A 21,378-nucleotide genomic window follows, 5' to 3' on the forward strand; every position below is an offset into this window, starting at 1 on the left:
CTCCCAGAAGTCTTCGCCCCGCGCTTTAACGGCATACGCCCCACACCAAGGTTGCCGGACCAATGATGCGGGGCGTATACAGTTCGCGAGAAAGTGCGAGCACTTGTGCTGAGTAAGAGTAAAAGAAGAGTGAAAACAGGATACCCGGTGGTAACTGAAGCTGAGCAATAAGCCGAGTGAGTTGGTGAATGAAAGAACCCAGGTGGGGCAGAGCGCCCCATTATTCGAGAGAGATGTTGAGCGAAAGCCTGAAATGCAAATCCAGAGGAATGGTGCCCTACCCCATGAGGAGGTGAGGTAAGGCGCCAATCCAAAGGATGCTGTTGCCTTACTTGCCGAACTTCTCGGTCAGCTTGGAGACGTTGTCGGTCACGACCTCTTCAACCTTGGCAATCTGCTCGTCGGTGACGACCTCCTTGCCAGCCGTGTCGTTGATAACTTCCTTAGCCTTGTCGAGACCCTGCTCAACGGTGCCCTTGATGTCGAAGCCCACGGGGGCCTCCTTTCTGCGCTTTCGCGCTCTAAAGCCTCACTTGTGGTGAGGGGTGATTCGCCGTGCTGGCGAAATCGGAGTGTAATGCTTTGGTAGACGAAACCTGCAAACTGGGTTTATGCCTGACGGTAGAACCCAAGTGCAAATACTATCCATGTGCCGGATTATACGCATTGAAACTTTACAGCTCACGGATTGTGTCCGTCGATAGATAAGTCTACATACCCGCGAGGGAAAGAAAAACCACCCTCAGAAAACGTAACACCACTTTTGATCAATGACCAAAAAAATTATAGCTTATCAGCGCGTTATTACGGGGGATAAACGGAGGAAATTTGCAGAGATTCGCAGGAAACTTCCAGCTATGAATCTCGTTCAAACCCCGAAAAAATGCCTCTATGACACCCCGCCGATTTATGACAGACCTCAGCACCCAACCTTACAACACCGGAATATCTGTAGGATCAGCGCCCGCAGCCCAATCATGAGACGCCGCAAAACCAGCAACCATCGGCAAAAAACGAGGCGCTGCATAACCCCGCACCGCATATGCAGTAGCTACCGCATCCGCGGTGACCTCCAGCTGAGAGGTCGGAATCAGCGCCATCACCGCGCCACCAAAACCGCCACCCACAATACGGGCACCCAGCGCGCCCTGATCCAGACACACCTGCACCGCAACATCAATCTCAGGGCGAGAAACACGCAACTCATCACGCATCGACACAAAGGACTCCATAAAAATACGGCCCGCCTCCTCAAACGCCGCGTAACCCAACTCATCAGTATGCTGCAACAGATAGCTCGCACGACCCACCAGAGTCATATCGTGGAATGCATGACGTACCCAACCACGCGGGAACGAACACGGACGACCCGCGTCCTCGAGAGCATCCAGGGCACGATTCACCGAAGAATCCACCAAATCAGCACGCCACGCCTTCGCCACACGCGCATCCATACCCCCGCAGGACAAATCCTGTGGCAAAGCATCACGCAAAAAACGCAGACCCAAAGCGTCAGCGCACGCCTCAGACGCCGCACGACGAGCCGCAAAACCGCCATCCGTCAGCTCATGTGGAGTGTTCGTATCAATCACCAAAAAACTCAGACCATGCTGGGCAATATCCACCGCAACCGGCTCAATCGAAAAATCACGGAAATCAACCACCAGAGCCTGCTCCGGATGCGAACGCAACGATGCCGTCTGATCCAGGCCACCCGTATGCGCGCCAGCTACCTTATTCTCAGCCGTAATGCACACCTGGGCCAGACGCGCACGCAATGCATCACTATCAGCCGGGGTAGCATCCGCCTCAGGGCAATCCTTACGCACCAGACACGAGAGTTCCAACAACGCCAACGCAGTAGAACACTCCAAAGCCGCTGACGACGACAAACCGCCACCCACCGGAACACGAGAATTAATCAGTAGGTCAGCACCAAACTCATCGGGCAGCATAATATCCCTGCCGCCCTCCTGATTCATCGCCCACGCAACACCCGCCACATAGGTGAACCAGCCCTTCAAATGACCCGGCTGAATATCGCGAATCACAACCGTGCGCTCATCGCCGGGCATCTGTAAAGAAGCCGCACGCAACACGCCATCACGACGCAACGCACCCGCCACATAGGTGCGGTACGGCAGTGGCATCGGCAGGCACGAACCACCCAAAAAATCAATGTACTCGCCCAAAAGATTCAGACGCCCAGGCGCAGACCACACACCATCCGGCTCATAACCATACGCAGTAATAAACTCCTCACGTACACGCGCAATCTCCGCACTATGGTCCGGAAGAGCCGCCCACTGGGCGGTAGCGGTCATCGACATGGAACACCTCTAATCAAGCCCCAACAGGGCACCAAGACATAAACGACACCCCGCCCATACCCGATACACTCCGGATATAAGCACCTGTCACATCTAGACTAAAACAGAAAACCAGCGAACATCGACTCAGCCACCAAACCGCACCGGTATCAGAGTGTGGCAGGGCACTCAAAGCCAACGCATGCAAAAGCCCCGCACCCCACAAGGGGGCACGGGGCACCATACATAACTAATAAACCAAAAGAAGGGTCAAGCGATTACGCATCCTGCGTATAGGGCTCCTGCACCACCATTATCGTGTCAATGGCAGATAGCAGATCCTGACGGTAACGGTTAAACGCATTCTCAATCAGAGGAACATCGCCACTCGCCACAGCCTCCTGAGGCGAAATCAGCGGCAGAGTCTGATACTCCTCCACCAGGCTCAACGCAATATGAGTCAGCAAACGAGCACGACGCAGCGCCTCCGCATGACCCAAACCAAGCGCCTGGAACTCATGAGCCATCGCCACCACCGGCTTCAACTCACGCGGGTGCAGAGTCAAACTCAAGCGCACCACCTCAGGGCATTCACGAATCGGGTAGAGCAGGGAGAACAGCGTATCGCCGCGGCGAATCATTGAAGCACGAATAGCCTCCGGATTCGCTTCAGCCTCCTCAGACATCGACTTCGGGGCACGAGCCAGAATATAATCCGCCAACAGAATCAGAAGCTGCTGCTTATTCTTCACGTGGTAGTACAGAGCGCCGGGAGCCACGTGAAGCTCCTGAGCGAGTCGGCGCATGGAAAGGTCCGCCAAACCGTAGGTCGCCAAGACCTCGTAGGCGGTATCTAGAATCTTTTCACGGGAAAGTACCACTCTTTCATTTTAGGGTGTTCAAATCTGTAACGTGAGCAAGATGCACCCCACCGCAAACAAAAATCGCGCAAATACACGGCATAACCTCAAAAATGAATGTCGATTCTCACCCACCCGGAGCGAACGTTTCGCGTTTCAAGGGTAGTTTTGCACCAGAGCGCACCCCAAGAAGCAGAGAAAAACAGCCACTCCCACGCTCTTGGCATAAAAACACGTCTTAAACCGCCCAAAACCGCCAAGACAGGCAAACCTCGCGGGCGCACAGGGCAAAAGGGGGTGTTTAATATTCGGTATGAGCAACGCATTTTCTGAACTAATCGAGCGCGCCACCGCAGGCGAAGGCCTCAACCGCGAAGAAATCCACACCCTCCTCGTGGACGGTGAAGGCCAGGACTTCGCTCTCATCGAGGCAGCCTCCGTAGTGCGCCGCAACGAATTCCGCAACATGATTGCGATCCACACTAAAGATGAAGCGCTCGCCGATGCGCTGGGTACCCGCTCCATCGCCGTGGAATCCTACGAAGTTCTGGATATCTCCCGCGACATCGACTCCGAAGAACTCGCGGCAGCCATCGAACGTATTGCAGAATCCTCCGCAATCGGCGTGACCGTACTGCTGCCCGAAAATGCAGTGCCCATGATGCTCATGCGCGTACTGTCCATCCTGCGCCTAGCAGCACCCGCCAAGGTCATTCACCTGCCCGAAGGCTACGAACAGTCCCTGCGCTCGCTGACCTCCCTCGCAATGCACGTGGTCAGCGCTATCACCATTACCGATGACATCGAGCAGTGGCCCATGGTCAACGAGGTGCTCAAGGCACTACGCCACGGCGGCATCGTCATTTCCGGCACCGGTGGACGCGACGCCCTTGCAGGTTACCTGCGTTACCTCTCCGACCTCGGCGTGGACCTCATGGGTCACCGCGACGCACGCGGCTCCGCCTGCGGCTCGGTTGACGGTGGCGGCTGCGGTTGCGGTTCGGGTGGCTGCGGTAGCCACGATGAGCCGGCACCTTCCACCGGTGGTTGCGGCTGTGGCTCGGGTGGCTGCGGTTCCTCCGCTGAAGCTCCAGCTGAGCCTCACGGCCACTCCCATGGCGGCTGCTGTGGCGGCCACGACGAGCCCAAGGAAGAAAAGGGTGGCTGCTGCGGTAGCCACGACGAGCCCGAGCCGGTTGTGGAGGAAGCTCCCGTTGGTGGTTGTGGCTGTGGTGCTGGCGGTTGCGGCTCCAAGTAGCCCGCTAAAGGTAACTACCCTAATCGATATATTCTAAATATGGAATTTTCCCCTGAATAACCTGCCGAAAAGCAAGGATATTCAGGGGAAAACTCTATATTCCACACAAGACATTAGGCTTAGAGGTAAACAACACCACAATAAACGCTACAAAACCCCATATCCCAAAAGCGGTATGCACCGCTCCGGTAGAGTAGAAAGACGTAGCCGACTAATCCTAGCCGCGCGAAAGGAACAATACCGGACTAATGCTTTACCTCTCCGTTATCGTCATCATCCTCATTGCGACCGTGTTCATGGTCAGCGTCGGTGATCGACTCAACCTCCCCTGGCCGGTCATGATGACCCTGCTCGGTGCCGCCGCGCTCTTCATCCCCAACCGACCGGACCTTACTGTCGACAGTGACATCATCCTGCCAATCTTCCTTCCGCCACTGCTGTGGGCCATTGGCGTTAAATTCTCCTGGGGCACCCTGCGTCGCCGCTGGAAATCCGTACTGCTCTACTCGGTACTGCTCACCACCGTCTCCGCCCTGGCAATTGCCGGCGCCACCATGTGGTGGGTCCCCGGCATGACCACCGCCGTCGCCCTTGCTGTGGGCGCAGCCGTTTCCCCACCCGACCCCGTCGCCGTGGAGGCAGTGGCTGAGCCCGTAGGTATTCCCCGCCGCCTCATCGGCACTCTGCAGACCGAAGGTAGCTTCAACGACGCTATCGCAATCGTTCTTTTCCACGCCGCAATCCACTCCATGACCAGCGGCCACCACATTGACCCGCTCTCCGTTGCCAAAGACTTTGTGCTTGGCTCAATCCTGGCGGTCATTATTGGTTACATCTTCGGTTGGCTCGGCGGCTACGTTCGCCAGCGTGCCCACGACGTGGTCACCAGCAACGCCGTGACCCTCGTGATTCCCTTCGGTGCCTACCTCGCTGCTGAAAGTGTGCACGCCTCCGGCGTTATTGCCGTGGTTATCGGCGCTATCCAGTTCACCAGCACCAAGTACATGGCGGCACTTGAAGCGGAAGAACGCCTCTCCTCCACTTCCTTCTGGCAGATTATTGAGCTGCTCATGACCGGTGTCGCCTTCGGTCTCATTGGCCTGCAGGAAAGCAACATTATCGCCACCGCCGACCCCTCCCGCATCACTGGCCTCCTCGCTGACGGTGCCCTGGTCGCCCTGGTCGCCATCCTGGTACGCCTCATTTGGTTTACCATTGTCTGGCTGGCAGGACGCAAGAGCCCCATCCACGAGGGCGCCCCCGAAAGTTTCGCCGAAGTTATCGTCATGACCTGGTCCGGCATGCGAGGCCTCGTGACCCTGATTCTTGCTCTGTCCATCCCCGTGGTCAACGGCACTGAACAGGTCCGCCAGGATGCTATCGTCATGATGCTCTCCGTACTCTTCTTCACCCTTGTGCTGCCCGGCCTGACTCTGCCCATGCTCGTGAAGGTCCTTGGCGTGCGGGCTAACCATGAAGAAGAAACTGCAGTACCCGAACTACTCAAGATTGCGCAGGACGCCGCCCTTGAAGCACTGCAGGCAGAGGCGAAGGCAAGCACCGACCCTGAGACCTACGCTCGCGTGATGGAAATGTGCTCCGCCATTACCCGCCGCGATGAAATCAGTGAAGCACTGCCCGAAGAATATAAGCAGCACATGGAGAAGATCAAGGGCAAGAGAAATGACTTCGTGCGCCTGCGTGACGCCGCCCTCGTCGCCGCGCAGAACGAGGTCATTGCGGCGCAGGACCGCTACGACTCCCACGACGTGACCCGCGTGGTGCGTAAACTGGACATCCTGGCGCAGGCTGAAAGCATCCGCTCCTCCGGCGTGTTCATTCTGCCCGCTATGACCGCCGGCGCGGTCGCTATGGAACGCTACAACCTCTGGAAGAAGTACCAGGGCACCTTGAGTACCCGCGCAATCCCCGTGGTGGAGAACGCGCCCGCCTCGCCCCTGGTCACAAGCGAGGTAACCCCCAAGTCCTAGCGGGAACCCTCACCGCGTACCCGAACGCCACGTTTCTGCCCCTGCCTACCGCCCGCAAGTTAGACTGTCCTTCCTCTTTAGCTCACAGGCGATAGACGGGGGTAGAGGCAGATTAAGCCTCAACTATCACCTAAAATGAGACAGGAAACGTAGTGAACGTACGTTAGCTCTCTCAAACTCACGAATACATTGAAAGTAGATATGGACTTCAAGACTCTCTCGCCTGCGTACCTGACCTCCCTCGGCGTGATTTTTTGTGGCGCGCTCATGGTCGGATCCTCTATTCCCTGGCTTCTTTGGTTCGGCTGGATCCTTCTCATCCTTGCATTGGGTCTGAACGTTCTTGCTTTTCTGCTGTCCGTGGGTAAGGCGAAGGGTAACCCGACTCCCGCACTGGTTACCAACCTGGACGGTTTCGAGTCCTCCGTGGAGAACCGCATCCGCGGGCGCGCTGAGCACCGCCGCGAAGAACGAGAAGCAGCTGAGCACGAAGCTGCTGAGCAGTCAGTGGAAGCAACCGCAGAGGCTGATCAGGAAGTGGCTCCAACTGAAGCTGCTGAGGCTGTTGAGGCAACCGAGCACGCTGAAACTGCAGAGGCTACCGAGGTTCGTGAGGAGGAGCCCACCGAGTCCCAGCCGATTGTTGAGCGTGCCTCCGGTCGCATGAGCGTTCTGCCCTCGCGCCACCGTTCGGGTCGCGCCCCTAAGCCTCGCTCCAACGCACGCTAGGTAGGTCGGTAGTGAATACGAAGTTTTTGCTCTCCCCGGCGTATCTCGCCTCTATCGCCCTGATGCTTTCCGGAGCGGTACTTTCCGGTGGTCGGTTCATGCTGATCGGTTGGATTCTGTGCATTGTGGGTGTCTGCCTGAATGCCATGACCCTGGTGGTGCTGACGAACCGCGAGCAGCTGTACACCCTTGACGCGAAGGTAACCCGAGGCACCCGCCGCAGCTTTGATTACCGCCCCGCTGTGGTGCAACGAGTGGACGAGGCTCCGGCTGCTGGCGACGCCCCGGTCACTGAGGAAGCAGACGAAGAATCCGCGGAGTCTGTCGAGGAAGCCGCAGAAGAGCACGTTGAGGCACCCGAGCAGAAGACCAACTAGGGTGTATTCCCCTAAGACGTAAAGACCGTAACCGCCTCCCCGTATGGGGCAGTGGTTACGGTCTTTTGTATTGTGCCTCAACGTTCACCTCACTCGACGCTAGGCGAATACTTTTTGGAGGGGGGAGAGGCGAGTTAGCGCAGCGGGGTCTTTAGCGCTGAGTGCCCAGCTTCTGTGCCGCGAAATCAGCGTACTCCTGCACATGTGCACGAGCCTGCTTGGTCAGCGCCTTATTCTCATCTAGGATGCGCGCTGACTGCGCTGCCATCAGCTCCAGATATTGGCGGTCGCGGGTCTTTTTCCATGCGGTGCGTGCCGCCTCCAGCTCCGCAAAATCGTTGAGCACCTGACGCTGCATTGTGTACCGCACCCACATGAGCGCCAGAATCAGCACCAGCGGGATGAGGCACGCCCAGCTCTGCCACAGTCCGTACAGTGCCGCCGTAATAGCGCTCAAAATAATCAGCGCCGGGGAAATCGAGACGATGGGGGAGTTCGGGCGGCTCTTCTGGTTCTTCACGAGTGATTCACGCGCCATAGCGCGGAAGGTGTCAGAGAAGCTGGATGGGTCGTAAGACTGGGCAGAATCGACCTGCGGGCTCTTCTGAGACTGGCTCTTGGGATACTGATACTTGCCGGTCTGGTTCTTACGGGGCTGAGAAGCGGAAGGGCACATAGAAAACCTTACGGGGATACACGGGGAGTAATGGGAAAGTGGGTGTTTCACGTGAAACGGGGGGAGTAGGCGGCGAGTACATGCGAGAGAAGCGACAAGTACACGGAAGCGGCTGGCAGGCGTTCAGTACTTGCCGCGCCTGAACGCCACCTCGGGAGCTTCTACAGGGAAGTCTCAATAAACTCGTACGCCTTATCCACACAATCGGTGGTGACAGCTTTAACATCATCGGGGGAGTAACTGAACGACGCCGAACGGTCAGCGTAGCGGTGCATGTCGATATCGTTCCACGAATCACCAATCGTATGCACTTCATAGGAGCTACCCGGACGCTCAGTCTGTAGGTACTCCACCAGATGCTGCAGGCCGGTGCCCTTGGTGCAGGTGGGCGGCACAATATCCAGGAAATCCTGGTTCTTATGGCAGTCCACGGAATCACCAAAACGCTCCAGAATCCAGGTGTACGCTGCCTGGCGGACCTGCGCATCCGGAATCCATAGGGGCACACCCACGTACTCGTGGTTCTGCAGGTCATTAGCCGGTAGGGGAGTGAACTTCGGCAGAATATTCGTCGAGGACCCCACCCTATCGCAGAGGCTGTAATCGTTATCCAAGGTGGTGTCGCGAATAGTGCCACGCCGTCCACCGTGCTGAAATGCTCGTAGCACGCCTGCACAATACTTACCGGAAGAGGCTGATGGTAAATTACCCGGTACTGCCGGTCAGTAATCACCGCACCCGTGTACAGCACGTGGTAATCAAAGCGGATGGCGGTCGGGTTCAATGCCAGCTGAGCGGCAAAAATACTCTTACCCGTGCACGAGACCGCCAGGTTACCCTCCGCCTGCCAGCGGGCAATCGCCTGCTCATTGGCAGGGTCCACGGCACGGTTAAACAGGATCGTGCCGTCAAGATCGAAAGCCATCAACTTGGTCATCGAAACTCCTTCGCGGGAGGGCTGCGCCAATAGTTCGCATACACCGCCCCCAGCATAAACCTGCGCAAAAATAGGGATGCGGCCGGCACCTCTCAGTGTACCGACCGCATCCCCTCCATATGAGATATAGCCTGTGAACTTCACGCCTTCAATGAAGAGTGAATGGGCTCATTCCCGAATTCTTAGAGAGCCAGGAAGCCCAGGTAAGAACCGAAGATACCCACGGCAAACAGGGCGAAAATCAACCAAATAGCATTGACCTTCTTCTTCAGTAGCCACATGCACAGGAAGCACAGACCCAGCGATGCAAGGCCCGGCAGCAGATCGTTCAACACAGACTGAACGGTCACATCCACCATAGCGCCCGCCTGGTTCTTGTAGCTGGTCAGCGGCAACGGAATGTTCACACTTGTCCAGCGGTACACCAGCGCGCCCATCACGAACAGACCCATCACGGAAGCGCCCTGAGTGATCTTCTGCAGGGTATTACCGCCCGCCTCAGTCACAATCTGGGTACCCTTCTCATAACCGTACTTGAAGCCGTACCAGCGGGTTGCCCAGCGAATCGCGGTCAGACCAAAGAAGAACAGCAGCGGGCCCAGGATATTACCGGTCACCGCCAGGGAAGCACCCAGAGCAGCCAGCACAATACGTGCGGTACCCCAGTAAATCGGGTCACCGACACCAGCCAGCGGGCCCATCAGACCCACCTTCACGTTGGTGATAGCGGCTTCGTCAATGTCCTTACCGGCTGCCTTCTCACGTTCCATCGCAGCGGTCACACCCATAATCGAGGATGCAACCCACGGCTGGGTGTTGAAGAACTCCAGGTGGCGGGTCAGCGCCTCTGCCTGGTCTTCCTTCTTGGTGTAGAAGCGCTTAATCGCCGGAATCATGGAAACCGCGAAACCGATGGACTGCATACGCTCAAAGTTGAACGAACCAAGCAGGAAGGTGGAGCGGATGTAGGTTTCGACCTTATCGCGCTGTGTGAGCTCGGGAACTTCAACGAGCTCGACGTTCTTGTTCTCAGTCATGATGATGCTCCTTACTCGAGCTCGTTATCAAAGTCGTTTGCTGCGGCTGCCGGTGCTACGGCGGGTGCCTCACTCTTATGGAAGAGCGGGTTCAGCTGGGTGTACAGCAGACCCAGGCAAGCGCCCACAATACCGATAGCAACCAGGTTGAACTGTGCCTGACCGGACAGGGTTGCGATGAGGTCCTTTGCGCCCTCGGTGCCAGCAATTGAAATCGACTGGGTTGCCGGGATAGCGGCAGCAGCGATGAAACCAAGGAAGAAGAAGGGCATGAGAGCCTTCGAACGCATCATGTTGATAACCATTGCGAAACCGACCACGGTAATCATGCCACCGGCGATACGCAGACCGGTGGTCACCTCGGCAGGAATCATGCCCAGCAGGCGGGTCAGCTCATCGGAGCTAATCAGAGCCACAATAGCGGTCGGAATAGCAACACGCAGACCCTGCAGAGCCATACCGCTGATATGCATCAACTCAATACCGCGGAAGTTTGCCGTCTTCGCGAAATTATCAGCCTGATGCTGGAAGAACACCGTAATGGTACGAACGAAAATGGTCAGAACCTGACCTGCTGCAGCCAGCGGCACAGCAATAGCAATACCGGTGGTGATGTCCTGGTGACCCTGAATCACAACGACAGCGGAGATGGTGGATGCCAGAGCCGAGTCGGGAGCCATCGCCGCACCAACATTCATCCAGCCTAGGGCGATGAGCTCCAGTGCGCCACCGAGCATAATGCCGGTAGTCGGGTCCCCCAGTGCGAGGCCCATCAGGGTACAAGCGACCAGAGGGCGGTGGAACTGACGCTCGTCCACCACGGATGCGACGCCCGCAATGAACGCCACGAGAACAACGAGAATAAACGTCAGGGCGCTCATGCGTCCAGGCCTTTCTGCTTGAGGATCTTTTTCAAATCAACCGGGGAATGGTTGGGCAGCTGCTGCACCGTCAGCTTCACACCGCGCTTAATAAGTTCACGGTAAGCATCCAGATGCTCCTCGGAGGCGTACACCGCGTCCGAAAGCTGAACCATACCGGTCTTGAAGGTGACGCCACCAACGTTCACTTCGTTGATTTTGACACCTTCGTCGAGCAGTCGCACCACGTCAACGGGGGATTCCACGACGAACATGGTCTTCATGCCGGTGTACTTAGGGTTGTTGTACACGCGGCCCGCCTTAGCGATGTCCAGGACGTTGGTCTTCACGCTGGTCGGTGCGACCTGCAGCAGCAGGGACTTGCGCAGCTGATCGTGTGCCGCATTATCGGATGCCGCGATGAAGGTCTGCGGTGCGATATGGGGAACCCAGGTGCCTGCCACCTGACCGTGAATCAGGCGGGAGTCGATGCGGGTGAAGATAGCGTCCATGGTGCCGCCGGGAACCTGTTGAGCAGCCGGAACCTCGACCGCCTTGGTCTCTGCGGGCTTCGCCTCGGCGGGCTTAGTGGCTACGGGCTGGTTTGCCTCCTGGAAGGAGCGAATACCCTTAGTGCCAGCCTTGTGAGCCTTAGCGACCAAGGACTTGAGGGTTGCGTTCTTACGGCCTGCGCTGGAGATGACCTCGATAAGCATCGGTACGTTGACACCGGAGACGACGTCGACACCTTCGCGGGTGGCTGCAAACTGCGCACCGGCGTTGTAGGGGCTACCGCCGAAGAGGTCGACCAGCAGCAGGGTTTCTTCTGCTTCAGATGCCTCAACTATGCGGGTGTACTCTTCGATGAGATCTTCGGGGCCCTGACCCGGCAGGAACGTGACCGGGTGGACGTTTTCGAAGTTACCGAGGATCATGCCGGCGGTCTTCAGCAGAGCCGGAGCCGACTCGCCGTGTGCCGCCACAATGATAGTGACCATAGTGGTCCTCTCGTGTTCGTGACATGGTGTGTAGTGGCCCATGAGGAGCCTCATAATTCTCAGATAGTAACATGTATATTGTGTGTTTTGTGGGGTTTTTCTGGCTATGCACACTTTAGGTTCGGGTGACATTTTTTCAAGTGTTGGAATATGGGTTTTTGGTGTCAAAACACGTATTTATTACCGGGGCCCAAAAATTTTAAACAGAACACCGAAAAAGATTGCCAGTGTGAGAGGCGGAGTGTTATTTTTGTGAAAAATTGAGAGCCTGGACATTTTGCAAGTGGACTGACGAGGCACGTGATGTGCAATATTTGGATCCCAAGGGTGCGAGAAAAAGATTTACGATGAAAATATTGAATAAAAAATCGGCGCACAGATCAAAAGGTGTGGGATTTATAAAAAACCCACATTTTCTTGCGGCCTGTCCACAGAATGATATTTCTGGAATGTACCGACATGAACCATCATTTAAAAATTTAAATCAATGCGCTAATGTGTGAAAAACTCGGCAAACAGCATTTTAGTGACAGGTTGTATATATAAATAGCAGCTCACCTTTAAATACCACATTCCACCTGGTAACACCTCTCTAAAACCTTCACTCCCAAATCCCCCGCCCGAACCCCTCACCGGGATTCAGAAGTATAGAATTCGGGGTATATATTTCAGAGCATAGAAAAAGCGACGGAGAGCCCCCGGTTGCTTTCTGCACATGCGTTACGCGTTAATGCCCCACATATCCCGCGCCAGACGCGCAATATGAATCGTCAAATACGTCAACTCATCACGAGTCAGGCTCTGCTTCAACTGCATCTGCAGCACCAACAAAACCTTCTGTGCACACGCGTAGGCGCGCGGTGCATCCGCACGAAGAGCCGCCAACAAACTCGGCTGCGACACCTCATCAACATCCTCCGTGCGATTTGCGGAGGCGCGGCTCGCCCGCACAAATAAGTACCGTAGATGCGTCACAAAACGTGCCGCGCTCATCGAGTCGGGATTAATGGTCCGCTCATAGCTTGCCTCAATAATTTCAAAAACCTGCGCGAAAACCTCAGTCATGCGAAATGCCTGAGACATATCCGCTGTCGCAAATTGTGCGTTGACAAGGTGCAACGCCAAAGGAATAGCCTCATTCGGGTCTAGCTCAACCTGCAGGCGCTCGCGAACCATCTTCAAAACCGCGCGGCCGTACTCCACCTCGCGCGGGTAGAGAACAGCCACCTCCGGGGCAAGCGGATACTCCACCCGAACTCCATCACGCGCACGAACCACCGCATAGTGCAGGTGATCAGCCAGCGGAAGAATAAACGAGTTCGATAGCTCCAACACACCCTCGGCGCGCACCTTCGACTCCAGAAGAGTGGCAATCGACAGAATCTCCGCCGGAATCTCAGACAGGGTCATACTCAGACGCTCACCCGACATGCCCTGCTCCGGCACAAAGGTCTGCTCCACCGCAGACGGGTCAATCAGCTGACCCTTACGCTTACCAAAAGCAATGCCGCGACCAATCATCACGGACTCCTTGCCGTAATGATCCACAGTGAGGACAACATTATTGTTATAAATGCGGCTAATGCGCATGCGTCATCCTCCTTCATGGGTGTTGGGTCGCCAGAGCAGAAATGGCAAAATCAAAAGATACGCAAGGTGATTGAGTGTTACCTAAGCTAGTACAAATTCTACCGAAAGTTTGAAACCGTCATAAAGGGTTAACGCGCAAATGTGGGGTAAAGCTGTGTCCCAACTGTGATGAAGGTAAGCATTCCATAAGTTTGCGACTGAAAACCGACTCCCGCCCCGCCGCGAACCCTAAAATCGCGATACCCTTAATCACATGAGCAGTAAAGCAACCGAAATCGCAAAGAGTCTTCCCGCGCTAGAGCACCCGGATGGTAGCCCCATCCGCGCCCTCGTTGTTGATGACGAGGAGATGCTCAAAGAACTCGTCAGCATGGGTTTGAAAATGATTGGCTGGGAGGTGCAGTCCGCAGGTGATGGCCCCTCCGCGCTCGCGATTGCCCGCGATTGGCGTCCCGATGTGCTCGTGCTGGATATTATGATGCCCGGCTTCGACGGCCTTGAGTTGCTCTCCCGTATCCGCAAGTTCTACCCCGAAGTTCCCTGCCTCTTCCTGACCGCTAAGGATTCAGTCGATAACCGTATCGAAGGCCTTGCCGCTGGTGCGGACGACTACGTGACCAAGCCCTTCTCCATGGAAGAAGTTATGATTCGTCTGCACCGCCTGGTGCAGCGCTCAGGTGTTGCTGCCATTGACGACGCTGAGCTGGTCGTCGGCGATCTGGTGCTGAACCAGGACACCCGCGAGGTGACCCGCGGTGGTGAGCAGATCAACCTCACCGCAACCCAGTTCGACCTGCTGCGCTACCTCATGGAGAACGCGAAGCGCGTGGTCTCCAAGAGTCAGATTCTTGATAATGTCTGGAACTACGATTTTGGTGGTCAGGCAAATATTGTGGAGCTGTACATCTCGTACCTGCGTAAGAAGATTGATGTGGGCCGTGAACCAATGATTCACACCGTGCGCGGTGCTGGTTACGTGCTACGTCCCGCCGTCTAAGTTTATTCTCTGCTCTTCATATGGCGCGGTATAACACTCGGTTATGCTGCGCCGTATCAGTTATATTCCGTATTTCGAATACAGAAAGAAAGGATGTTCGTGGGCTTCTACTCACCCGGTGAACCCGCCTCCCCGGATAACGAAGCAACCCGCTCCCTGCGCGCGGGTACCCCCGCACGAGACGGTGCCGCACCTTCCCGCACGAACTTCTTCGTGCGCCTACGCGCCGCCTGGAAGAGTATGAGGAACCCCGAGGCATCCCCCGAAGAACTCGGGTACGTGCCCCACCTTCGTTCGCGCCTTATCGCCATCCTCGTGACAGCCCTCGGCATTGCATGCCTCATCATCGGCCTGTCCACCTACGTGACCCTGCAGAACTCCCTCTACCAGCAGGCACAAAGCGACCTCAAAGAAACCAGCCACCGCGTAGTGCAGCCGACCTCCCGAGACGGCAAGCGAGAAGAAGTGGACTGCAGTGACCTGCAGAAGAGCAGCTCCCTCTTTGCGCCCGGTCAGGCGTCCGGAACTATCATCACCTGCGTGGAATCCGAAGGTGCCGTAGAAATCGCCAGCAAGCTCACCAAGGAGGGCACCGTACAAACCCTCTCCACCAACGACCAGGTAACCCTCGGAACCATGGCACTCAACGCCACCAAAGAGGAAGTCCGAGAGATCAAGCTGGAATCCGGCCTGTACCTCGTGAAAATCACCCCGAAGGCTAATAGCAGCGCCGACGCCCAGGTGGTTGGTATTCCGCTCGCCAACGTGCAACAGACCCTCACTATCTTCGTGATTGTGGTAGCCCTCGGTTCCATCGCCGTGATGGTTGGTGCCGGTGTAGCGGGCTCCTACATTATTCGCGGCACCATGAAGCCCCTGGAGCGAGTCTCCGCGGTGGCAACCGATGTGGCGCACCTGGACCTGGAAGAGCACACCATCTCCTCGGCGGTGCGAGTGGAACCGCGCGATTCCGACCCGCGCACCGAAGTGGGTGCCGTGGGCTACGCCCTCAATCAGCTGCTGGATAACGTGAACTCCGCCCTCGAGGTGCGCGAACGGACTGAACACCAGATTCGGGCCTTCATTGCGGACGCCTCCCACGAGCTGCGCACGCCCCTTGCCGCCATTAAGGGGTACTCCGACATGCTCCGCTGGACCGAGCCGCTCAGTGAATCCGGTAAATCCTCCCTGGCGCGTATCGACTCGCAGACCGAACGTATGTCACGCCTCGTGGAGGACCTGCTGACCCTCGCTCGCCTGGATGAAGGCCGTGAACCCAAGTTTGAGCTCGTCGATCTGACTGAACTGGTGCTTGAATGTACCTCCGACATGCAGGCTGCCGCGCGCACCCACGAATGGCACCTGAACCTATCCGACGAGCCGGTTGAGGTCGTGGCGGATCGATCCCAGATTCAACGCGTCATCTTGAACCTGCTCTCGAATGCCCGCAAGCACACCGATGAAGGTACGCGTGTGACTGCGGGCCTGGCTGTGGATACTGCACGCCGTGAAGCTGTAGTGACTGTGAGTGATAACGGTCCGGGTATTGCCCCTGACTTCTTGCCGAAGATTTTTGACCGCTTCACCCGCGCCGATAAGGCACGCTCCGGTTCGGTTGGAACCACTGGTCTGGGGTTGGCGATTGTGCAGGCGATTGTGCAGGCGCACGGCGGTTCGATTCAGGTGCAGAGCCAGCCTGGGCATACGGTCTTTACGGTGCGTCTGCCTTTAGAAGCGGCGCGCGCCTAACGCACCTGCTTGGTGGCTCACTGAGCGGGTAGCCGGGTGAGCGCTCGAGGGTGGGGTGTGTTGTGCGCTCCTCACCCCTTTGGTGTGTTTTTTAGGGTGTTCTAGCGTTCTGGCAGGCTAAAATACTAAATCACATATTGATTAAACATTAAATCTTCACCTCAAGTTTATTGCCTCGAGTGCAAATATATGGTGAATCTAACCCCCAAATAGTTACTCTCAGTGAAACATTGCGCGTATTGTAAAAAGCATGGCTAATCTTGTTGAATCCCCCGCAAACATCACGGACAAGCGTTCCGCCCGCAAGGCAGAGAACCGCATTGCAATCGTTGAGGCAGCAGAATCCCTCATCCTTGAGGGCGGCTACGGCGCCCTCAACACAGAAGCACTCGCAGAACGCGCAGGCGTCTCCCGCCGCACCATCTTCAACCACTTCGCCTCCGTAGACGACGTGCTGGTCACCCGCATGAACCAGTACTTCAATCGCATCTTCGAAAAATGCGACTTCACCGTCTCCGGTGAAAACGCAAGCATGGAAGCCGAAATGCTCTCCATCGCCCGCAAGGTCTTCATGAGCAACACCCTCGAAGAGTACATCGCACCCTTCGTACACCTGCTCTACGCCCTCGAAATGGACAGCCCCGCGAAGTTCGAAGAATACTCGCACGTCATCCTTGAGCGCACCTACGACATCTTCCTCGAACAGTACCTCGCGGCATACCCTGACCTGCCATACCTGCGCGTGGCAGTCTTCGCCTCCAACCTCTCCGAAACCATTGGTGAAGGCATCTACTACTACCTCACCCGCGCCGAAGAAATAACCGCCAAGGTCTCAGTGGAAGCCCCCGAAAGCATCCACCCCGAAGCGCTCGCCATTGAAACAATGCGCCAGTGCGTACTCGAAGCACTCGATTACCTGAGTCGTCTGGTCCAGGGCGAATTCGCAAGCTAAGCCCCATAGCTTCAACGCTCAAACACTCTCGCTCGGGCAACTCATGTACAGGTCCCCGGGGCGGGGTATTTTTTGCCCAAAACAGGTAGTAGCGTTCGTAGTGCGGGGCAAAACTGCTCGGTAAAACGGCAGGGCAAACACTACACGCACCCAACCACCTCACCGCTCCCTACTCTTCACTCAACTTCAAAGGACTAAATCATGGCTACATGGCTCTACCGCATCGGTGAAGCCGCTGCCCGTCGTGCATGGACTGTCATCCTTATCTGGGCACTCATCATTGCCGGTGTAGCGGGTGCCTATGCCGTGTTCCACGGCAAGCTCAGCAATACCTTCACCATGCCTGGAACGCAGACCCAGCAGCTCTCCGATGAGCTTGCACAGCGCTTCCCCAGCGCCAACCGCGGCTCCGGTCAGATCATTCTTACGACCGGTGATGGCACCGGCCTCACCGAAGAGCAGAAGCAGGCATTCTCCACCGCACTGCGTGCACTGCCCAGTGAGGTACCTTCTGTGGATGCGGTCACCGACCCGTTCACCACCACCTCCAAGCTCGCAGAAGCAAAAACCCGGCTCGACGAGGCGCACGCCAAAATTGACGCCGCCCCCTCCCAGATGGAGGACGGCAAAAAGCAGCTGAATACCGCCGCCTCGCAGCTTGAGGTAGGTATGAAGCAGATTGCCGACAACGAGAAGAAACTCGACGACTCACAAGCACAGATTAGTGCGGGTCAGGAGCAGGTCGCCTCTGCACAGAAGCAGCTGGATGACGCGCAGGCACAGCTGAAGGGCGGCTACGCCCAGGCGGAGGCGGCAGGCTCACCCGCCGCCACGATCGAGCAACTCGATGCTCAGCAAGCGCAGCTGACCGAGCAGCAGGATGCCCTCAATCAGCAACGCGATACCCTGACCGAGAGCCAGAAGCAGGTTGATGCGGGCCGTGCAGAAATTGCCTCTAAGAAGGACGAGCTGGCTGAGGGCCAGAAGAAGCTGGATGAGCAACGCAACCAGCTGCAGAAGACTGAGAGTGAGCTGCCGGCGCAGCGTGAGCAGTTAGAGCGCCAGCAGAAGCTCTACGACTTTGCCTCCGGCTACCGTATGGTCTCTGAGGATCAGTCCACGGCGATTGCGACTGTCTCGTTTAAGAAGAAGATTTACGAGGTGCCATCCACTGAACTGCAGAAGGTCATGTCCAATCTCGAGTCGGCGAACCTGCACGGGGCGATCATCCAGTTTGACGTGAATCTGAGTGAATCCGCGCTAGGCGGCGGCTCACACACCGGTGAGGTTGCGGGCATGGTCATCGCCTTCATCGTGCTCATGGTCATGCTCGGCACCCTCGTGGCTGCTGGCCTGCCGATTCTCATGTCTCTGGTGGGCGTGGTGGTGGGTGTGCTCGGTACGCTTTCCCTCTCTTCCGTTGTGGAGATGAGCTCCACAGCCTACACCCTGGGCCTGATGCTTGGCTTGGCGGTCGGTATCGACTATTCGCTGTTCATTCTGAACCGCTACCGCACGAACCTGCTGGACGGTCTGCCGAAGATCCAGGCAATTGCCCTGGCGAACGGCACGAGCGGTAACGCCGTGATTTTTGCGGCGAGCACTGTGATTATTGCACTCGTAGCGCTAAATGTGACCGGTATTCCCTTCCTGGGCGTGATGGGTAATGCCGCTGCGTTCTGCGTGGTTGTTGCCGCCCTAATCGCGGTGACGCTTACCCCGGCGGTGCTGTCCCTGGCGAGTACCAAAATCATGTCGAAGAAGCTGTGGGCTTCCATAGACACCCCGCAGAAAATTGCGGAACGCCGCGCGCGGGATGCCGAACGTACCGAGAAGCCGAACGGCTGGTTGCGCCTCGTGCTGGCGCGTCCGCTACTGACTCTGGTGGTCGGTACGCTGGCGCTGCTGGCGGTTGCCGCCCCCATGTCTCAGATGCGCCTGGGCCTGCCGGACGCCTCGAACTACCCCTCCGATAGCGCCGCGTACAAGTCGTATGCGCTGGTCAAGGACAAGTTCGGTGAGGGTATGAGTGCCCCGCTGATTGCGGTCGCGCACACGCCCGCGAACATGAGCGAGGAGCATGCTCAGCAGGCGCAAATTGATATCGCCTCTGCGGTGAAGGAACGCGGCGGTGCGAACGTGCAGGCTGTGGTTCCCGGCGGCATGACCGATGACCGTACCCTCATGATTTTCCAGGTGATTCCTGCCTATAGCGCAAGCTCTGTGGAGACTGAAGAGCTCGTCCACGAGCTGCGTTCCGTGACCGTTCCGGTTCAGGGCTCTAAGGTGTCTCTCGGCATTGCGGGTCAGACCAGCGGCAATATTGACGTCTCCGAGGTGCTTGCCCAGAAGCTACCCCTGTACCTGGGCGTGGTAATGGGGCTGTCCTTCCTGGTGCTGATTCTGGTGTTCCGTTCGATTATGGTTCCGCTGGTTGCCTCGGTGGGCTTCCTTTTCTCGGTGCTGGCGAGCTTCGGCGCCGTGGTGTCGATTTACCAGTTAGGCTTCATGAGCTTCCTCTTCGGGGTTGACCACCCGGGTCCGGTGCTGTCTTTCCTGCCGACCCTGCTCATCGGTATTCTTTTCGGTCTTGCCATGGATTACCAGATGTTCCTGGTGACCGGTATGCGTGAAGCGTACGTGCACGGCAAGGATGCGACGACCGCCATTGTGAGCGGCTACAACCATGCGGTGCGTGTGGTGGTGGCTGCCGCGATTATCATGATTTCAGTGTTTGGTGGCTTCATCTTTGCTGATTCGACCATGATCCGCCCGATGGGCTTTGGTTTGGCGTTCGGTGTGTTCGTGGATGCGTTCATTGTTCGCATGACGCTGACCCCGGCGATTATGGCTCTGCTGGGCGATAAGGCGTGGTGGATGCCGAAGTGGCTGGATCGCCTCACTCCGAATATGGATGTTGAGGGCGCCGCACTGAGTGAGAAGATTCAGCATGGGCGCGACTCTGCTGCTACTGACTCGGGTAACAAGCTCGGGTAAGAGTAAAGTATTTAGTGTGCGCTATAGCGCACACTAAATACTTATGCGATGCGAAAGGGCAGGTGCACGGTGATGAGGAGCCGCGCGAGTATCCAACAGAGGATAGGAAGCGTTCTGAACCGTGTGCCTGCCCCTTTTCTTGTCTTTCTAGGTGGTGGCACGGGTACGCTGTGTCGCGTGTATACCCCCGGCGGCGTGCTGGTGGCGAACCTGCTGGGGTCGTTCACGCTGGGTCTGTTGACGGTGGTGTGGAATGCCTACGCGCGCCGTGACGGTGAGGATCGGATTCATTCGTTCCGCCTACTGTTTGGTGCCGGTATGATGGGTGGATACACAACGTATTCTTCAATTGCGGCGGTAGTAGCGCAGACGATTTTTCTGCCGTACACGGTGCATAGCGGGTATATGGTGTTGGCGGTGCTAGTGCTGCTTGTGGGTGGTTTAGTTGCCGCCGCTGCGGGCATGCTGATGGGGCGTTTTGTGGCGTTCCGTCTGGTGCCTGCCAGTGATGTTGAGGAGGGCCGCTAATGTTTTTTGCTCTGATGGTTTTCCTCTGCGGCGGTCTGGGCGCTATGGCCCGCTTCTTTGTGGATAAGGCGATGTCGCCTCGCCTGCGTACGGAGTTGTCGATTATTAGCCCGGTGTTCGTCATTAACCTGGTGGGTTCGTTCTTCTATGGGTTGCTGATTATGCCGGTGTCTAATCCTCGTGCGCTGGGCGTTCACTATAACGCTACGGATCAGGTGGCGTTCTGGTGCACGGTGATTACGACCGGTCTACTGGGTGGCTTTACGACATTTTCGACTGCCATGGTGGAAGCACTGACTGCCCGCTCTGAGGGTAAGATGGTGAAGTTTCTGATGCTCTGGCTGGTGCAGGTGCTTGGTGCGATGGTGGCTGCGATTGCGGGTGCCTTCGTGTTCGTGTTGCTTTTTGGGCGTTATATTGCTCCGGTGTTTCCGTTGGATGTTTTGTACTGATGGGACCAGCTGTGGCGATTCTCATGGCGTGTTGGGTGCCGTACAGATTTTTCACAGTTTCCCTAGGGTGAGCCATAGGGC

At 56.8% G+C, this 21,378-nt stretch carries 19 protein-coding genes and 1 pseudogene; 10 read left to right on the top strand and 10 right to left on the bottom strand.

Features of this window, described 5'->3' with window-relative positions; genetic code table 11:
* Positions 1-328 precede the first annotated feature (328 nt).
* From O3648_RS00815 to O3648_RS00825, 3 genes are all read right to left on the bottom strand, one after another.
* A complete protein-coding gene (locus tag O3648_RS00815; protein ID WP_279741944.1) occupies positions 329-493 on the bottom strand; it encodes a ribosome recycling factor in 165 nt (54 codons plus the stop codon).
* Positions 494-932: 439 nt separating this feature from the next.
* Positions 933-2,330: a galactokinase family protein gene (locus O3648_RS00820; protein WP_279790841.1), complete on the bottom strand. Its 1,398-nt coding sequence runs from the start codon at positions 2,328-2,330 to the stop codon at positions 933-935.
* A gap of 257 nt (positions 2,331-2,587) precedes the next feature.
* The gene (locus tag O3648_RS00825) at positions 2,588-3,190 is read right to left on the bottom strand and encodes a TetR family transcriptional regulator (RefSeq protein ID WP_279754412.1); all 603 of its coding nucleotides are present in this window, start codon (positions 3,188-3,190) and stop codon (positions 2,588-2,590) included.
* Between the two features lie 292 nt (positions 3,191-3,482).
* Between O3648_RS00825 and O3648_RS00830 the strand changes: the two genes are divergently transcribed.
* The 4 genes from O3648_RS00830 to O3648_RS00845 all read left to right on the top strand — a co-directional run bounded on the left by O3648_RS00830 (position 3,483) and on the right by O3648_RS00845 (position 7,524).
* A complete protein-coding gene (locus O3648_RS00830) occupies positions 3,483-4,427 on the top strand; it encodes a biotin synthase (RefSeq protein ID WP_279788234.1) in 945 nt (314 codons plus the stop codon).
* Between the two features lie 248 nt (positions 4,428-4,675).
* Complete coding sequence (locus O3648_RS00835; RefSeq protein ID WP_279754414.1) at positions 4,676-6,418, top strand: sodium:proton antiporter; 1,743 nt, start codon at positions 4,676-4,678, stop codon at positions 6,416-6,418.
* 201 nt (positions 6,419-6,619) lie between these two features.
* Positions 6,620-7,147 carry a hypothetical protein gene (locus O3648_RS00840; protein ID WP_279754415.1) on the top strand — a complete coding sequence of 176 codons (528 nt, stop codon included), beginning with the start codon at positions 6,620-6,622 and terminating at the stop codon, positions 7,145-7,147.
* 11 nt (positions 7,148-7,158) lie between these two features.
* Positions 7,159-7,524, top strand: coding sequence for an ATPase (locus tag O3648_RS00845; RefSeq protein ID WP_279754416.1), 366 nt, complete (start codon positions 7,159-7,161; stop codon positions 7,522-7,524).
* A 151-nt stretch (positions 7,525-7,675) separates the two neighbouring features.
* Here O3648_RS00845 and O3648_RS00850 read toward each other — a convergent pair whose 3' ends face one another.
* From O3648_RS00850 to O3648_RS00880, 7 genes and pseudogenes are all read right to left on the bottom strand, one after another.
* Positions 7,676-8,200, bottom strand: coding sequence for a hypothetical protein (locus tag O3648_RS00850; RefSeq protein WP_279741937.1), 525 nt, complete (start codon positions 8,198-8,200; stop codon positions 7,676-7,678).
* A gap of 161 nt (positions 8,201-8,361) precedes the next feature.
* Positions 8,362-8,868: an HAD family hydrolase gene (locus O3648_RS00855; protein WP_371567849.1), complete on the bottom strand. Its 507-nt coding sequence runs from the start codon at positions 8,866-8,868 to the stop codon at positions 8,362-8,364.
* Between the two features lie 32 nt (positions 8,869-8,900).
* Positions 8,901-9,137, bottom strand: a pseudogene (locus O3648_RS00860) (HAD family hydrolase); the annotation flags it as partial.
* Positions 9,138-9,319: 182 nt separating this feature from the next.
* Positions 9,320-10,174: a PTS mannose transporter subunit IID gene (locus O3648_RS00865; protein ID WP_279741935.1), complete on the bottom strand. Its 855-nt coding sequence runs from the start codon at positions 10,172-10,174 to the stop codon at positions 9,320-9,322.
* A gap of 11 nt (positions 10,175-10,185) precedes the next feature.
* Positions 10,186-11,055, bottom strand: coding sequence for a PTS mannose/fructose/sorbose transporter subunit IIC (locus tag O3648_RS00870; protein WP_279754418.1), 870 nt, complete (start codon positions 11,053-11,055; stop codon positions 10,186-10,188).
* Positions 11,052-12,032 (bottom strand): mannose/fructose/sorbose PTS transporter subunit IIA, encoded by a 981-nt coding sequence (locus tag O3648_RS00875; protein ID WP_279754419.1) that lies wholly within the window; start codon positions 12,030-12,032, stop codon positions 11,052-11,054. The genes O3648_RS00870 and O3648_RS00875 overlap by 4 nt, the downstream gene beginning before the upstream one ends.
* Positions 12,033-12,752: 720 nt before the next feature.
* Complete coding sequence (locus O3648_RS00880; RefSeq protein WP_279754420.1) at positions 12,753-13,622, bottom strand: PRD domain-containing protein; 870 nt, start codon at positions 13,620-13,622, stop codon at positions 12,753-12,755.
* A 253-nt stretch (positions 13,623-13,875) separates the two neighbouring features.
* Between O3648_RS00880 and O3648_RS00885 the strand changes: the two genes are divergently transcribed.
* The 6 genes from O3648_RS00885 to O3648_RS00910 all read left to right on the top strand — a co-directional run bounded on the left by O3648_RS00885 (position 13,876) and on the right by O3648_RS00910 (position 21,297).
* The gene (locus O3648_RS00885) at positions 13,876-14,619 is read left to right on the top strand and encodes a response regulator transcription factor (protein WP_279741931.1); all 744 of its coding nucleotides are present in this window, start codon (positions 13,876-13,878) and stop codon (positions 14,617-14,619) included.
* 93 nt (positions 14,620-14,712) lie between these two features.
* A complete protein-coding gene (locus O3648_RS00890) occupies positions 14,713-16,368 on the top strand; it encodes a HAMP domain-containing sensor histidine kinase (RefSeq protein ID WP_279754421.1) in 1,656 nt (551 codons plus the stop codon).
* A 250-nt stretch (positions 16,369-16,618) separates the two neighbouring features.
* Positions 16,619-17,320: a TetR/AcrR family transcriptional regulator gene (locus O3648_RS00895; RefSeq protein ID WP_279741929.1), complete on the top strand. Its 702-nt coding sequence runs from the start codon at positions 16,619-16,621 to the stop codon at positions 17,318-17,320.
* 201 nt (positions 17,321-17,521) lie between these two features.
* The gene (locus O3648_RS00900; RefSeq protein WP_279754422.1) at positions 17,522-20,317 is read left to right on the top strand and encodes an MMPL family transporter; all 2,796 of its coding nucleotides are present in this window, start codon (positions 17,522-17,524) and stop codon (positions 20,315-20,317) included.
* A 72-nt stretch (positions 20,318-20,389) separates the two neighbouring features.
* Positions 20,390-20,845: a CrcB family protein gene (locus O3648_RS00905; RefSeq protein WP_279754560.1), complete on the top strand. Its 456-nt coding sequence runs from the start codon at positions 20,390-20,392 to the stop codon at positions 20,843-20,845.
* Positions 20,845-21,297, top strand: coding sequence for a CrcB family protein (locus O3648_RS00910; RefSeq protein WP_279741927.1), 453 nt, complete (start codon positions 20,845-20,847; stop codon positions 21,295-21,297). The genes O3648_RS00905 and O3648_RS00910 overlap by 1 nt, the downstream gene beginning before the upstream one ends.
* The last annotated feature ends 81 nt before the right edge of the window (positions 21,298-21,378 follow it).

The sequence above is a fragment of the Rothia sp. 27098_8_161 genome (genome assembly GCF_041432905.1).
Lineage (GTDB): Bacteria > Actinomycetota > Actinomycetes > Actinomycetales > Micrococcaceae > Rothia.